13 protein-coding genes are annotated in these 14064 nt (G+C 33.2%); 5 read left to right on the top strand and 8 right to left on the bottom strand.

Annotation, left to right across the window (positions count from 1 at the left end; genetic code table 11):
- Window positions 1–28: 28 nt before the first annotated feature.
- The 7 genes from DFQ06_RS17890 to DFQ06_RS17860 form a co-directional block, all read right to left on the bottom strand.
- Window positions 29–709 carry a hypothetical protein gene (locus tag DFQ06_RS17890; protein ID WP_133969217.1) on the bottom strand — a complete coding sequence of 227 codons (681 nt, stop codon included), beginning with the start codon at window positions 707–709 and terminating at the stop codon, window positions 29–31.
- 153 nt (window positions 710–862) lie between these two features.
- Complete coding sequence (locus tag DFQ06_RS17885) at window positions 863–1267, bottom strand: DUF8192 domain-containing protein (RefSeq protein ID WP_133969215.1); 405 nt, start codon at window positions 1265–1267, stop codon at window positions 863–865.
- A 158-nt stretch (window positions 1268–1425) separates the two neighbouring features.
- Entirely contained in the window at window positions 1426–2685 is a 1260-nt protein-coding gene (locus DFQ06_RS17880; protein ID WP_133969206.1) for a POTRA domain-containing protein, read from the bottom strand.
- Complete coding sequence (locus tag DFQ06_RS17875; RefSeq protein ID WP_133969204.1) at window positions 2685–3434, bottom strand: hypothetical protein; 750 nt, start codon at window positions 3432–3434, stop codon at window positions 2685–2687. The genes DFQ06_RS17880 and DFQ06_RS17875 overlap by 1 nt, the downstream gene beginning before the upstream one ends.
- Entirely contained in the window at window positions 3418–4425 is a 1008-nt protein-coding gene (locus tag DFQ06_RS17870; RefSeq protein WP_133969202.1) for a glycoside hydrolase family 113, read from the bottom strand. Before DFQ06_RS17870 ends, DFQ06_RS17875 begins: the two co-directional genes overlap by 17 nt.
- A gap of 37 nt (window positions 4426–4462) precedes the next feature.
- Window positions 4463–5347: a hypothetical protein gene (locus DFQ06_RS17865; RefSeq protein WP_133969200.1), complete on the bottom strand. Its 885-nt coding sequence runs from the start codon at window positions 5345–5347 to the stop codon at window positions 4463–4465.
- 20 nt (window positions 5348–5367) lie between these two features.
- Entirely contained in the window at window positions 5368–6084 is a 717-nt protein-coding gene (locus DFQ06_RS17860; protein ID WP_162857689.1) for a DUF547 domain-containing protein, read from the bottom strand.
- 204 nt (window positions 6085–6288) lie between these two features.
- Between DFQ06_RS17860 and DFQ06_RS17855 the strand changes: the two genes are divergently transcribed.
- Genes DFQ06_RS17855 through DFQ06_RS17835 form a run of 5 tightly spaced genes read left to right on the top strand, consistent with a single transcriptional unit; the run spans window position 6289 to window position 11910 of the window.
- Window positions 6289–7632 carry an NAD(P)/FAD-dependent oxidoreductase gene (locus DFQ06_RS17855; RefSeq protein ID WP_133969198.1) on the top strand — a complete coding sequence of 448 codons (1344 nt, stop codon included), beginning with the start codon at window positions 6289–6291 and terminating at the stop codon, window positions 7630–7632.
- 3 nt (window positions 7633–7635) lie between these two features.
- The gene (locus DFQ06_RS17850; protein WP_133969196.1) at window positions 7636–9258 is read left to right on the top strand and encodes a 4Fe-4S binding protein; all 1623 of its coding nucleotides are present in this window, start codon (window positions 7636–7638) and stop codon (window positions 9256–9258) included.
- Window positions 9258–9734, top strand: coding sequence for a toxin-antitoxin system YwqK family antitoxin (locus tag DFQ06_RS17845; protein ID WP_074939022.1), 477 nt, complete (start codon window positions 9258–9260; stop codon window positions 9732–9734). Before DFQ06_RS17850 ends, DFQ06_RS17845 begins: the two co-directional genes overlap by 1 nt.
- Window positions 9731–10423 carry a glycosyltransferase family 2 protein gene (locus DFQ06_RS17840; protein WP_133969194.1) on the top strand — a complete coding sequence of 231 codons (693 nt, stop codon included), beginning with the start codon at window positions 9731–9733 and terminating at the stop codon, window positions 10421–10423. Before DFQ06_RS17845 ends, DFQ06_RS17840 begins: the two co-directional genes overlap by 4 nt.
- Complete coding sequence (locus DFQ06_RS17835; protein ID WP_042505187.1) at window positions 10420–11910, top strand: cellulose synthase family protein; 1491 nt, start codon at window positions 10420–10422, stop codon at window positions 11908–11910. Before DFQ06_RS17840 ends, DFQ06_RS17835 begins: the two co-directional genes overlap by 4 nt.
- Window positions 11911–11950: 40 nt before the next feature.
- Here the strand turns inward: DFQ06_RS17835 and DFQ06_RS17830 are convergent, their stop codons facing one another.
- Window positions 11951–13927, bottom strand: a complete 1977-nt coding sequence (locus tag DFQ06_RS17830; protein WP_074939018.1) for a putative porin — start codon at window positions 13925–13927, stop codon at window positions 11951–11953.
- Window positions 13928–14064: the final 137 nt, after the last annotated feature.

Here is a 14064-nt window from a genome sequence, read left to right as displayed (position 1 = left end):
TTATAAAGTTTTGCATGTTCAGCTTTTTTTAGTCGATAATTTCCCAATAGGGCTCAAATTCAATATTTTCAAATTTAGTTTCGTGTATATTCAATTTCCCGTCTTTTTTATAAATACCATTGCTAGAAATGTCTTGTATCCATTTTCTAAATTCCCAGCATTCATTTTTGTCAATTTTCCCACGCCCCCAAGTTCTCTCGCAAAAAATAGTTTTTTTTGCATTTAGGCATTTAGAAACTTTCTTTATTACGCTTTTAGTTTCTTTATTCAAATCTTTAGCAATTGCTATGGTTATTAAATAATCAAATTGATAATTTCTATCTTCTCCTAAATGTCTTTCATTCCAGATAGCAATAAAAACATCTGGAGATTTATCATTTTTTTCGCAAATTGTCCGTTTTGGTGTCCAAGATTCAAAATGCGTAAACAATTTGGTGTCATTTTTTTCTAAAATCCATTTGTTATGTGATTTTTTATCCCATTTTAATTGTCCGAATTTAAGTTCTCCCCGATATTTATCAGTTGTGTTTTTGAAATCATATTCAAGTACTTTTAGTCCAGTTTCAATTTTATTAACAGATAAATTTAGTATCTGATTGAGTAAAGGCTCCGTTTTTGAAGTCCAAAACTCCTTTGTCCATAAGAATCCGCTTTTAGGATTGTCTCCAAAGAGAATATAAAAATCGAATTTTCTGCTACTGAAGGACATTATTTATTATCGGTTTTTCAGATGAAACACAACGTTTAAGTATAAGAATAGTGCAGTTTTGTATGCGAGGATTTTCCGTAGAAAAATCAGAAGCTAGAAAAAGCGCACTAACCTTTGATTAAGCACTAAACTAAGCATTGTTTTTATACAATGTTACCTGCTGGCTTTTATTCCTATTAATATTTTATTTTTCCGTTTTTCTGTCAAAACCTTGACCCAATAAGTCACAATAACATCGTATCCTCCAGATTCCGATTTTTGCTCATTAGTCAGAATATCAATACCAGTCGCTACTTTAGAGTTTTTCTCATCCCACTTTTTTATGTGCTCAAAATATTCCTTTTTAGTTCCAATTCGGTTACCGCTATTCCCAGTTATGAAAATCACTTTTTTGTCCTTAAAGTCAAATCCGTTTAGTTTTTCATTCAGATATGCGTTCAGATATTCAGACTCCACTTGAGTGAGTTTCGGATTATTGTCAATTCCACATTCAGAGAGGTTTTGTCCAAATATATTTGAGGAAATTAACAGTAAAATTAATGTTCCGATTTTTTTCATAAGTTCTGTTTTTCAGCTTGCAGGTAACTAAGGTATATGATTCATAGAAATATCCCACCTCTCTATACCGAAAGAATTTTCTTCCGAATAAAAATAAGTTTTTTTTACGTAAAACAACTTCAGCAATTAAAAAAAAATAACGGTAAAGTATCAAAAAATTAAAAGTACTGACCAATACCAAATACTAAACCTTGCGTGGCGTTTTTAGAAATACCATAGCCGTAATCTATTCTAAAAACAGCATTATAGATCTTCTTATGAAAAAACCGCAACCCAATGCCTGGGTAAAGTTTCATGTTTTCACTTCTACTAAAATCGGATAGTTCGCCACCGGGATTTCGCCAAGAACCAGCATCTATAAAGGCATTACCTTGTAGAACAAACCAATCTTTCTCGAAAAGTGTGTGGCGATATTCGGTATTCACAACAATAACTCCGGTGCCTCTATCTATAGTATTTCCTACGCCACGTATATTAATATTGTTATCTACAGAAAATGGTGCAAAAGGCGTATCGTTGTTAGATGCTAAACCTAACCGAACTCTATTTGCCCAATTCCCTTTTTCGCCAACGCGTTTGAAAATAAAAAAATCGTTCCAGCCTATATAGAAATCATCAACCCCATCTTGATTAGAGGTTACAAACTGAAAATTAAACTGACTTCGGAATCCGGAAATATATTGATAAAAATAATCTAACATATTATAATCGTAAATACCCTTTATAAGCCACTTGGGTATATTGAGTTCTAGCGGCACATTTTCGCTAGTTTCACCACTTTGGTATTGGTAATCTTCCTCAAAACTATTTAATCCAATTTCGAGCTTATTACTAAAATTAAACTCGTACAAACCAGAGATTTCTACAGACTTATTATTATACCTATAATTAGCCGATGTATTATTGAAAAACACAGGTTCTAGAGTCGTTAAACTTTGCAGGTTAAAAGCCAAACCAAACCGTTTAGAAAACAAATAAGGCGCTCTAAAGTTTAAAGCATAACTATTAAAAACATCTTTTTGATAAAAACCACCAACGGCAATATTTCTGCCCAAAGCATTAAATTCTGCCAAACCTACGCGGTAGGCAAACTCATCGTTATCGGTAGTATAAATATTAAGTGAAGGAATAAGGGTAAAGTTTTCTTCAATGCCATAAAACACATTGTAAGCACCATCATCTGACAAAAAAACTTGATAATACGCATGAGCAACCGACGGCAAACGCTTTAATCGTTTAATATCTTGCTCTATAATGGTTGAATCTAAAATGCTACCACCTTTTATAGACGCTAAACTTTTAATGAAAGATGTTTTTAATTTATTATTCCCCTGAATTTTTAAATCGGCCACCATATGGTTTTGAGCCACACCATGAGCAAAGGTTATTAATAAAATAAAAAGTAAAGTTTTTTTCATTATTCTACAGTAAATGGCGTCATAATCACTTGGTTTACCCAATTATCCAAGCTCACGTCCATTACTGTAAATATATAATTATTTCCCGATATTAAATTTGGCGGTGTATCTGGAGTAATATTTAGCACCACATTATCGAGTTTATAATATTGAAATTGATTGTTATAGGTATAGGTTCCTGAGATTAAATCGGAACTCTCTGTAGTTAAAACTTCAAAGAAAATAGCATTGTTTTCTTCGGAAAGCACATCCCATGAAAAAATTGGCATTCCTGATTGCTGTTGATTAATAAGCACCTCATCGGTCCACTGCGATGGTTGACTGCTTTTTTTATTCCGAACAGGTGTTGCAACTTTTATAACATCACCCACCTGATAAACCACCGTAAACCAAGCAGCATTAGATGTGGTTTCAAAAAAGCGCAAAGCGCCATTAAAAAGTGGTTTGGTTTCTAAATCAATAAAATTGTATTCTGAAAAATCTTCGCCATTTACCGTAAAAGCATCGGTTTCATATAATTTAAAAGATTGAGCTCCTGCTTCTGGATAAAAATAAACATTAACCAAATTAGCATCATAATCTGTGCTAGCCGCACAAGCTATAACAGCATCTTCTTCGTAGATATTAACGCTTAAAACTTCAGATAAAATGGTATTATTATTTAAAAGCAACTCAGCACCATCATCGCTATCGCAAGCGCTAATAAATAAGCATATTATTAAAAGTTTTAAATTACTTATAAGCCTCATAATGAGATTTTATTAACTGTTCTACAGGTTTATTTTGTGGCGTAAACCTCGAGTTATTTTCTCCACCTGATTTTTCATGGTTATGAAACCATTTCCAAATAAACCCTCCAGCAAACCAATCTTCCATCCAAAAGGTTTTAAACAAAGCTTCAGACGTATTAGTCTGTGCTTCTAGGTTTACGGAATCCATAGCTCTATCGCTTCGCCAAGGTTCTTTACCCGTAAAATCGACACTTCGGTAACCAAATTCTGTAAATAGTATCGGCTTTTTATAAGTTTCCGATGTACTTTTAATAACCGCTTTATGCGTGCCCCAATTAGCCATACACTCCGCAACTGTTGGTGTTTTGGTTTCGCTAACCGGAAAATAAGCATCTATACCTATATAATCCATTTGCGCCCAAAAGGGAGTACGTTTAAACTCATCCCAATTGGCAGCGTAAGTGAATTTACCGTTATAAATCTTTTTAATTTCTACAATTAAATTGTTCCAGTATTCTGGTCTGTTTGCAACAAACTTTTCTAGTTCTGTACCAATACAAAATATATCGGCATTTACCTCTTCGGCTAACTTGGCATATTCTAAAATAAATTTAGAGTACGATTGTTCGAAAACTTTCCAGTTTGCTTCCGTAGCCATTTCTATATGCCCAGTATACACGCCATGACTCACCCAAATTTGAGGTTTTATCATTATTTTTATACCGTGCTTTTGAAGTTCTACGGCATATTGCTGTGCACCATTTTTAGTTTCGCCTAACCACTGCCTTTGTGTATTAAAAGCAATTTCGGGATGCGTAATATCTCTAATAAAACCAAAAGGCATAACTGCCGCAAAATTGGCATTTATATTAATTACTGGCATTACATTTTTTTGAGAAATAGCTTCTCGAGAGGCTACAAAACTAACACCATTTATTTTTTTTGGTTGGGCATTACAACTCTGTAAAATAAACAGGGTAAGTAAAACTAGGAATATATTTCTTCTCATTAAAAAAGTTTTTTTGCTCCTAATTTACTACTAAACATTAAAACAAAGCTCTTAAACCTATGTTAAAAGATTGCCCTAGCCCTGTATCATTACCTCTCACAAAGCCTGTATAAAGGGTTTCTACATTGAGAACATCTGTTAATTGATATTTTAAACCACCACCAAGTGCTGTAAAATCTTGAGAGAAATCATTTCCAGCATCAATTAATTGTGAGTGTTGTATCAACCCTAATACAGTAAATTTAGAACTTGGGAAATAACTTAAAAATACGCCAGGTGTTAAACGCAGGCTATTGTTTGCAAAGCTATCTTCTTTTTTTCCAAAGTTATACTCTGTGTTAAGCTCTGAGAATAATTGCCATTTATCACCCGAAAAACTATAATCGTAGAAGAAACGGTTTTGAAAAATAAATCCTTTTTGATCTAAAAACACACCGTTTTCAGTTTCATTGTCTATTAAAGGAATATGAAAAGCGGTTTGAATAGTAAAATTACCAACACCTTTTATAGGATTAAATTTTATTGCTGGTGCGAAAGATGTTAAACCAGAACGTGCTGAATTTGTTTCTCCATCAAATTTAAAAACATCTAAAGCGTCTCTACCTGCAACAACATTGGAACGAAACTCTAATAACAAACCAACATTTAATTTACTGTTAGCTGAAATACCCGTAAAAACATCCAGCGTAGACGTAAAAAATGTATTTCTCGGTATATCTTGTTTTGAACCATTTGGCCCAAATAAATCTTTGGTTTCCGTATATAAATTATTAAACCATTTAATATCCCATTGGCCACTACTTAATAGTTTTGATGGTGTATAGGTTTGAATATTACTTTTTTCATTTTCAGTAGTATCTTCTTGAGCAAAGCCCACTAAAGATATAGTTAATAATAAAGTTGTTAGTATTTTTTTCATCATTATGTGTTTTAAAATTAGTATTATAGCGCGTTAGTTTTCCAGTTATAAGGAAAGTAACTCAGTTTAAAATCGGCAGCTATTTTCTCAGTTCTGTAAAGGTTAATAAAGTCAATTTCATTTTTCCCATTCATGGTAAAATCGCCTTTATACCATTCCATAATTTGAGAAGCCTCAACACGTTTCTTTTTAGCATTCACCTTTAAAAAGCTTCCATTAAGGGCAATTTTAGTTTGCTTCGTCATTTGGCTATCTACTGTTTTAGGCAAATATGCTTTACTTATTAATGGAGGGCAACCTACAGCGCCACAAACAAGTACAAAGTGAAATCTAGCATCATTGAAAACCTCTCGTAAAAGTTTATGTTCTATATTATTTAACGTTGTGTTTTTACCACCTAAAGCATATGTTGTTTTATCAAAAAAGCCTTTTTTATCTAGAGGAGAGTTTAGCGGATAGTTATCTACAATGCCTTTTATTACTGATAAGTTATAAGCGTTTATCCAAAATGCTTGGTAAACACTAGCATCTGTTTTTGATACCGGAATACCTTCGGCTAATTTTAAAACCTCATCTAAAGTTTTAGGTTCGTTGTGTATTTTAGAATAATCTACTTTACCATTAACTACATAGGTTTTAAAAAAAGCATCGGCTTTAGAAAAGAATTCGTTTGTGTTTTGAGCAAAACTCGTAACCGATAATAAGCTCATGGTAAATACTATAATAATATGTTTTTTCATTTTATAAATTTTAATGATACAAAGTAAAACTTCCTCTTGCTTTTTATTTGTTAGCCAACTTACACTTTAAAAAAGTTTTTTGAAAAGTCTGACAATTAGGCTTTGCCTTACAGAGGCCCTCTCTATTTAAATCTATTCTAAATTAATGCACCAAGTTAAGTTCTTATCTTTAAAACGACCTAAAGAATCACAATTCTAAAAATTATGGAACATATTGTTATAATCGGGAATGGAATTTCGGGTGTTACCGCAGCGCGACACATTAGAAAACTTTCTGATAAAAAAATTACTATTATATCGGCTGAAACCGAATATTTTTTCTCTCGAACAGCACTTATGTATGTATACATGGGGCACATGACGTTTGAACATACGCAACCCTATGAAAATTGGTTTTGGAAAAAGAATAGAATAGAATTAAAAAAGGCTTTTGTTAAAACAGTTGAGACTGAAAATAAAACGCTTCACTTTGCAGATGGAGATTCTTTAACCTACGACAAGCTTATTATAGCTACCGGAAGTAAACCAAACAAATTTGGTTGGCCTGGTCAAGATCTAGATGGCGTTATGGGCATGTACCATAAACAAGATTTAGAAAATCTAGAAAAATATGCTCCAAATAACAAAGTGTGTAAACGTGCCGTAATTGTGGGAGGCGGATTAATTGGTATTGAAATGGCCGAAATGCTACACTCTCGCCATATTCCGGTAACATTTTTAGTAAGAGAAAATAGTTTTTGGAATGGTGTATTACCAGAAGGTGAAAGCAACATGATAAACCGTGAAATTTTAAGTAGCGGTATAGATTTACGCCTTTCTACCAACTTAAAAGAGATAGTTGCTGATGAAAACGGCAATGTTAAATCGGTTATTATTGATGAAACAGGAGAAGAACTTCCTTGTAATGTGGTTGGATTAACCGCAGGAGTTGCTCCAAATATAGATTTTTTAAGAGATTCTGGTATTGAAATAGGTCGAGGCGTAAAAGTGAATCGTTACCTAGAAACTAATGTAAAAGATGTTTATGCTATTGGCGATTGTGCCGAGCAACATGAAGGTATTGACCAACGTCGCCCTATTGAAGCCGTTTGGTATACGGGCCGTATGATGGGAGAAACTTTAGCACAAACTATTTGCGATAATAAAACACAATACAAACCTGGGCATTGGTTTAATTCTGCCAAATTTATCGATATAGAATACCAAACTTATGGTTGGGTTTGGGCACAAGCTAAAGACCATGAATCACGTTTTTATTGGGAACATGAAGATGGTAAAAAATGTATTCATATTAATTACGATAAAACCACTCGAGAATTTATTGGTATTAACAACTTCGGAATACGAATGCGTCACGAATTTTTCGACAAGGTTTTAAATGAAAAGCGCACGGTAGATTATGTTTTAGAACACTTAGCCGATGCTAATTTCGATCCTGAATTTTACAAACTTCACGAAAAGGAAATCGTTGCAAAATTCAACCAAGAGAACAACACTAACATTCAATTAAAAAAGAAAAGCTGGAAACGTATTTTTAGCAAAGCATAAGATATGAAAGCAATAAAACAAACCGGTTTAGTCCTTTTTCTATTAGGACTTGCCATTTTCATAGGAACCATTTTCACAGGTTCTTTCAGTTTAAAACAAGCTGAGTTAGATACGTTTTTAAAAGAGCAAAATTATAAAAGCGAAGTTATAGGTGAAGCTCTACAAAAAGCTGTTGTTACCACTAACGATTTAAACATTTTTCAGTTTTCTAATGCGGTTAGAAATGCATATGCTGCATCTAACAATCATTATGACAATCTTATTAAGAAGTATGATGCTGAAAAAAATTGGGACGAAAAAGGAAAACAATTTCAATATAAAATCTCAGGAAAACCGCATAGTTTAAGTTTTTCACTAGCTAAATCAGCAGGAAAAGGTCCTGCTCCAGATAGTACTGGCCTTATGTGGTTTCTAACGTTTGGCTTAGCTATTATTGGAGCACTTATGTATATAGTTCCGGATGTTATTTTACTAGGAAAACCTGGTATTAAAAACAATGGTGTTTTTCTGAATGCTGCCACAAACCGCGGTTGGATTGGTTGGTTTGCATTTATCTTTTTAGTTACATTCTACATTCTACTTTATTTCTTTCCTGATTATATTGTAAACTGGGTATATTTAGTAGACCCTATTAGCAAATCTATAAGCGGAAATCCTGCAAGTCAATGGTTTTTATATGGCTTTCTATACTGTACAGTAATGTCGGTAATGGCTGTTAGAATGTATATTAAATACCGCCATAACAAATATCAAATATTAAGAACGACATCTGTTTTATTCTTTCAAATTGTATTTGCTTTCTTAATTCCAGAAATTCTAGTGCGTTTTGAGAAACCTTGGTACGATTTTAAAAATGCGTTCCCTTTAGATTACGATTTTTTCTTTAGATGGAATTTAGAAGAACTTCTTGCTAGTGGTGCTTTTGGCTTATTCATATTAGTTTGGGGTATTGTTTTAACTATTATAGTAGTACCGGTAATGGTTTACTTCTTCGGAAAAAGATGGTATTGTTCTTGGGTTTGCGGCTGTGGAGGTTTAGCCGAAACATTAGGAGATCCATACAGACAACTTTCTAGTAAAACATTATTATCTTGGAGAGTAGAACGTATTATAATCCATTCTGTTTTGATATTTGTTTTAGTCATGACGGGTTTTGCTCTGTACACTTTCTTTTCTGGTGAAGGCCAAGTATTAGGTATTAAAACACAAACCATACAAGATATATATGGCTTTTTAATCGGTTCTATTTTTGCTGGTGTAATTGGTACGGGCTTCTACCCTATTTTCGGTAACCGTGTTTGGTGTCGTTTTGGATGCCCTTTAGCTGCATATTTAGGTTTTGTACAACGTTTTAAATCTAGATTTAGAATTACAACAAATGGAGGGCAATGTATTTCTTGTGGAAACTGTTCTACTTACTGTGAGCAAGGTATTGATGTTAGAGCTTATGCACAAAAAGGAGAAAATATTGTACGCTCTAGTTGTGTAGGTTGTGGAGTTTGTTCTGCAGTTTGCCCAAGAGGAGTTTTAAAATTAGAAAACGGACCAGAAGAAGGCCGTATAAATCCAACAGATGTTTTACTTGGTAACGATGTTGATTTAATGGATTTAGTAAATAAAAAATAATGAAATATATCTGCTACCTGCTTTTAGTTTCTATGTCTTTCAATAGTTTTGACAATGAGACTTATGTAAAAACATTTTACGAAAACGGAAGTTTAGAATCTGAAGGCTGGATTAAGCAGGATAAAAAAGAAGATTATTGGAAATTTTACTACGATAATGGCCAAATTAAAAAAGAAGGTCACTTTTCAAACAATAATCCTATAGAATATTGGTATTTTTACGCCCCAAATGGATTAAAAGAAAGCGAAGGCCACTTTGTTAACGGAAAAAAAACAAATTGGTGGGTGTTTTATGACCATTCAGGACAGGTTAGCCACAAGTGTCAACTTAAATTTAATCAGAAAAACGGATATTGTTTAAAGTATAAAAACGGCGATATTATTTCTGCTAGCAAATACAATGCGGGTAAAAAAATTAAAGAATGGTACAACCTAAAAGATTTTAAAAAAGAAAACAACCTACTTAATTTAAGATGACCCAAATAAAAGTCATAATTCCTGCATACAACGAAGCAGATTCCATTACACATGTTATTAAAGCCATTCCTGACATTGTTAACGAAGTTATTGTGGTAAGCAACAACTCTACCGACGATACAGAAATTAATGCCAGAAATGCAGGTGCTACCGTTTTAAAAGAAACAAATAAAGGTTATGGATATGCTTGTTTAAAAGGCATGGAGTATATTGCTAACCAATCTAAAAAACCAGATATTATTGTGTTTCTAGATGGTGATTATAGCGATTACCCCGAAGAGCTTACTAAAATAGTTTCACCTATAATTAATGATAATTTAGATTTTGTTATTGGAGCCCGTGTAAAAGAATTAAGAGAAGCTGGGTCGATGACTATGCCACAAATTTTTGGGAATTGGCTAGCAACAACCTTAATGAGCTTGTTTTTTAACGCTAAATTTACAGATCTTGGACCATTTAGAGCCATAAAATACAATAAGTTACTAGCTCTTAACATGGAGGATAAAACTTATGGTTGGACTGTAGAGATGCAACTAAAGGCTTTAAAGCAAAAATTATCTTACACAGAAGTCCCTGTTAATTATAGAAACAGAATAGGCGTCTCAAAAGTGTCTGGTACGGTAAAAGGGGCTATATTTGCAGGCGCAAAAATCTTGGGATGGATTTTTAAATACAGCATAAAGAAATGATTTTAGAGAGCATAATAATTACAATTTACACCATTGCATTACTACTTATTTTAATGTATGCATTGGCACAACTTAACTTACTTTTCAATTACTTATCGGCGAAAAGAAAAACCGATAAATCTGTAAAATTCGATTTATCCAATCCAGATGAAATTCCTTTTGTTACCATACAACTTCCTGTTTACAATGAAATGTATGTTATGCAACGGTTACTGGATAATATAGCAGAAATTGATTATCCAAATGACAAATTAGAGATTCAGGTTTTAGACGATTCTACAGATGAAACCATAGAGACTACAAGAGCTCAAGTAGAAGTACTTAAAGCAACAGGTTTGGATATTAAGCACATTACCCGTACAAATAGAGTTGGGTTTAAAGCAGGTGCTTTAAAAGAAGGTTTAGAGATTGCTAAAGGTGAATTTATTGCCATTTTCGATTCCGATTTTCTTCCTAAAAAAGACTGGTTAAAACAAACGGTTCCTTATTTTAAAGATTCTGAAATTGGTGTTGTGCAAACCCGTTGGGGACACATCAATAGAAATTACTCTATACTTACTAAAATACAAGCCTTTGCTCTAGATGCGCATTTTACCCTAGAACAAGTAGGACGAAACAGTAAAGGACATTTTATAAATTTTAATGGTACCGCTGGTTTATGGCGTAAAGCTTGCATTCTCGACGCAGGAAACTGGGAAGGTGATACCTTGACTGAAGATCTAGATTTAAGTTACCGTGCACAACTTAAAAACTGGAAATTCAAGTATTTAGAAGATGTAGAAACTCCTGCAGAACTTCCAGTTGTTATTAGTGCCGCACGTTCGCAACAGTTTAGATGGAATAAAGGTGGAGCAGAAAATTTTAAGAAAATGAAATGGCGTGTTCTTAAAAGTAAAAACATTTCAACTAAAACAAAAATACACGGCTTGTTGCATTTACTGAACAGCACCATGTTTTTAAATATTTTATTAGTTGCTATTTTGAGTATACCAATGCTTTACATAAAAAATGAATACGCGCACTTAAAAACGTATTTTATTGTAATGAGTTTCTTTGTGATAAGCACACTAATATTCTTTATCTGCTATTGGGTAATGTATAAAAACATCTATGGTGGCGGCGTAAAGAACTTTGTAAATTATATAGCCATGTTCTTTGTCTTTTTCTCAATAGCTATGGGTTTTTCACTACACAATACTATTGCTGTAATTGAAGGTCATATTGGTAAGAAAAGTGAATTTGTACGTACACCAAAATTCAACATTAGTAAGTTTAAAGACAACTTAAAAACAAACCAATACATAAAGAAAACAGTATCTATCAACGTTATTTTTGAAGGCCTACTTATGGCTTACTTCGGTTTTGGTATGTACAGTGCTTTTATTGTTGGTAACCAAGGAGGCGATTTTGGGCTCTTCCCTTTTCACCTGATGCTATTTTTAGGCTTCGGATTTGTGTTTATAAAATCGTTAGTTTCTAAAGTTTAATTTTAAGCTTTAGCTGAAATTTTATAACAATAAACGTTTCCTATAAAAAGAAATTCCAAACCACACCAAAACGTATTGAGAAATCTCGATACGGATAATTAGGTGCCGAATAATAATCGTACCCTGTAAAGGCTGCATTAAAATGTTCTGCTTTTAAATAGATTCGAGTTTGACGTATTTTAGCATTTAAGAAGAAATCTAACCTAGGAAACTCCCCTATCTCTTGTTCGTTTTGCACATAAAACTCCGCTAAAACAGGATCGTAAGCATTCATGTTGTACTTTGAGAAATAATTTAAGGTTACACCTGTTTGAAGAAACAACGCCTTTTTAAACAAATGGCTAGAATAATAGAGTGTGCTACGTAAGTTTAATTCAGGCACATTTAAAACACCTTCACCATTTGTAACATTTTGGTACATAAAGGTATTGTTTAAAGCGAACTTTCCGACTTTAATTTCCTTATCTAGTTTAGCTCTTAAATAATTTATAGTGCCGCTGTATTGAGTTGGCGCGACCAACTGAGTTGTTTCATCTAAATGAAAATAAGCATAGTCACTAATGGTAGAATAATCGACACTCAAGTTAACTAGTTTATCTGATTTTAATTCGAATGCCAATTGTTGTGTTTCTGTATTATTGAAATTATTTATCCAGTTGTAGTTTAAATAATCACTTTGAAACAGCAAGAAGTTGAAATTTGGCGCTTTAGAGCTATGATTAAGCGATGCAATAGCTTTGATATCATCGTTTAATTTGAAACTAGCCTGAGCCTTCAAAAAGTTTCCATCGAAATCTCCAGACACGTTTAATCCTACTTCACCTAAAAGATCGAAACCTTTGTATTCCTTGTGGTATTTTCCACCAGCCGATAGAATATCACCTTTAAGACGGTTTGTTATTGTTGTTCCGTTTAGAACAACGATTTTATCATAACCGTAATTATAATTATCATAACCTAAATCGAACTGTACATCGCCAAGAATATTGTTGCTATAATTTAATTGAAATTGATTGTGAAAATGTTCTAAAGTTGCACGATCTTGTAAACTTGAACTCTTAAAAGCTTCACCAAAAATATCGGTTTCGGCACTAGATTGGCTGTATTCAAAATACTTATCTTCAAACGAAACAACTTGACCTAAACTTAAATTATTACGAGACAATGAGTCTTTTTGATTTATAAAAGCATAGCTGTGTTCTAAATGAAAACGCTTTGCTTTCAGCATACTTTCGGCATCTTCGAAGTTCACTTCTAGAATAGATCGATCTATAAATTCCTCATCACCAGACTCAAAATACTCAATACTCTCATCTTGAAGCCCTCCGTTTTCCTCGTTGTATAAATCTTGGGTTACAATATGGCCGCGTGCTTGGTATCTATCATTCTCAGACCGATAATTTGATGTAAATCTAAAGTTACCCGTACTTGTAATAATGTGTTGGTATTTACCAATGGAACGCATGCCTTTATAGGCTATGGAAAAATTAAAACGTGGACTTGTATTTACAGTAAAAAACGCATCGAGTAACTGCCCTTGCTCAAAAGCTGTTTTATACATTAATTCTGTCAGCGGTGTTGGTACACGGTAGTAATTAATATCTTCAATTTCCATGTAATTGAAATGCCTAGCACGCGCACCCAAGTTTGGCACCAAATCGGTACTTTGGAAATTGTAAGTTAAGCTATTATATGTTTGACCTAAGTTTGAAAAGGCTATCAATCCGAAATTATCTTTTCTTAAATAATTGAATTTATAATCTTTTTTCACAGACAATGTAGTATCTACAAAAGTGGTATCATTTTCATGAGATATAATAAGATAGTCCTGAATTTTCGGCTTCTCGTCTTCTTTATCTTTCCCAAAAACAGCTTTAGACAGTTTACTTTGAGGCTTCAAACTATCTTGCTCCTCTGTTTTAGGTGCCTTGCTCTCGGGTAATTCACGCGGCGTATTTTGTGCGTTTAACGCATTAAACAACAGCAAACAAAAGAATGATAGAACTATTTTATTCATAAATACAAAAATCTTGCTTTGGTTTTACTTTTACAAATATTACCGTTGCAAATGTAAAGACAAAATATGATAACGCTGAAAAATGCTGAGAATTATTTAAGAATCAATATAAAAAAACATTCAGTTCTATAAACCTA

The sequence above is a fragment of the Algibacter lectus genome (genome assembly GCF_004368925.1).
Taxonomy (GTDB): Bacteria; Bacteroidota; Bacteroidia; order Flavobacteriales; family Flavobacteriaceae; genus Algibacter; species Algibacter lectus.
This window is presented reverse-complemented; position numbering and strand designations above follow the sequence as displayed.

Bases quoted from the DNA above. Each gene is read 5' to 3' on its own strand.
- DFQ06_RS17890 (WP_133969217.1), bottom strand. From the start codon at position 709: ATGTCCTTCAGTAGCAGAAAATTCGATTTTTATATTCTCTTTGGAGAC.
- DFQ06_RS17885 (WP_133969215.1), bottom strand. From the start codon at position 1,267: ATGAAAAAAATCGGAACATTAATTTTACTGTTAATTTCCTCAAATATA.
- DFQ06_RS17880 (WP_133969206.1), bottom strand. From the start codon at position 2,685: ATGAAAAAAACTTTACTTTTTATTTTATTAATAACCTTTGCTCATGGT.
- DFQ06_RS17875 (WP_133969204.1), bottom strand. From the start codon at position 3,434: ATGAGGCTTATAAGTAATTTAAAACTTTTAATAATATGCTTATTTATT.
- DFQ06_RS17870 (WP_133969202.1), bottom strand. From the start codon at position 4,425: ATGAGAAGAAATATATTCCTAGTTTTACTTACCCTGTTTATTTTACAG.
- DFQ06_RS17865 (WP_133969200.1), bottom strand. From the start codon at position 5,347: ATGATGAAAAAAATACTAACAACTTTATTATTAACTATATCTTTAGTG.
- DFQ06_RS17860 (WP_162857689.1), bottom strand. From the start codon at position 6,084: ATGAAAAAACATATTATTATAGTATTTACCATGAGCTTATTATCGGTT.
- DFQ06_RS17855 (WP_133969198.1), top strand. From the start codon at position 6,289: ATGGAACATATTGTTATAATCGGGAATGGAATTTCGGGTGTTACCGCA.
- DFQ06_RS17850 (WP_133969196.1), top strand. From the start codon at position 7,636: ATGAAAGCAATAAAACAAACCGGTTTAGTCCTTTTTCTATTAGGACTT.
- DFQ06_RS17845 (WP_074939022.1), top strand. From the start codon at position 9,258: ATGAAATATATCTGCTACCTGCTTTTAGTTTCTATGTCTTTCAATAGT.
- DFQ06_RS17840 (WP_133969194.1), top strand. From the start codon at position 9,731: ATGACCCAAATAAAAGTCATAATTCCTGCATACAACGAAGCAGATTCC.
- DFQ06_RS17835 (WP_042505187.1), top strand. From the start codon at position 10,420: ATGATTTTAGAGAGCATAATAATTACAATTTACACCATTGCATTACTA.
- DFQ06_RS17830 (WP_074939018.1), bottom strand. From the start codon at position 13,927: ATGAATAAAATAGTTCTATCATTCTTTTGTTTGCTGTTGTTTAATGCG.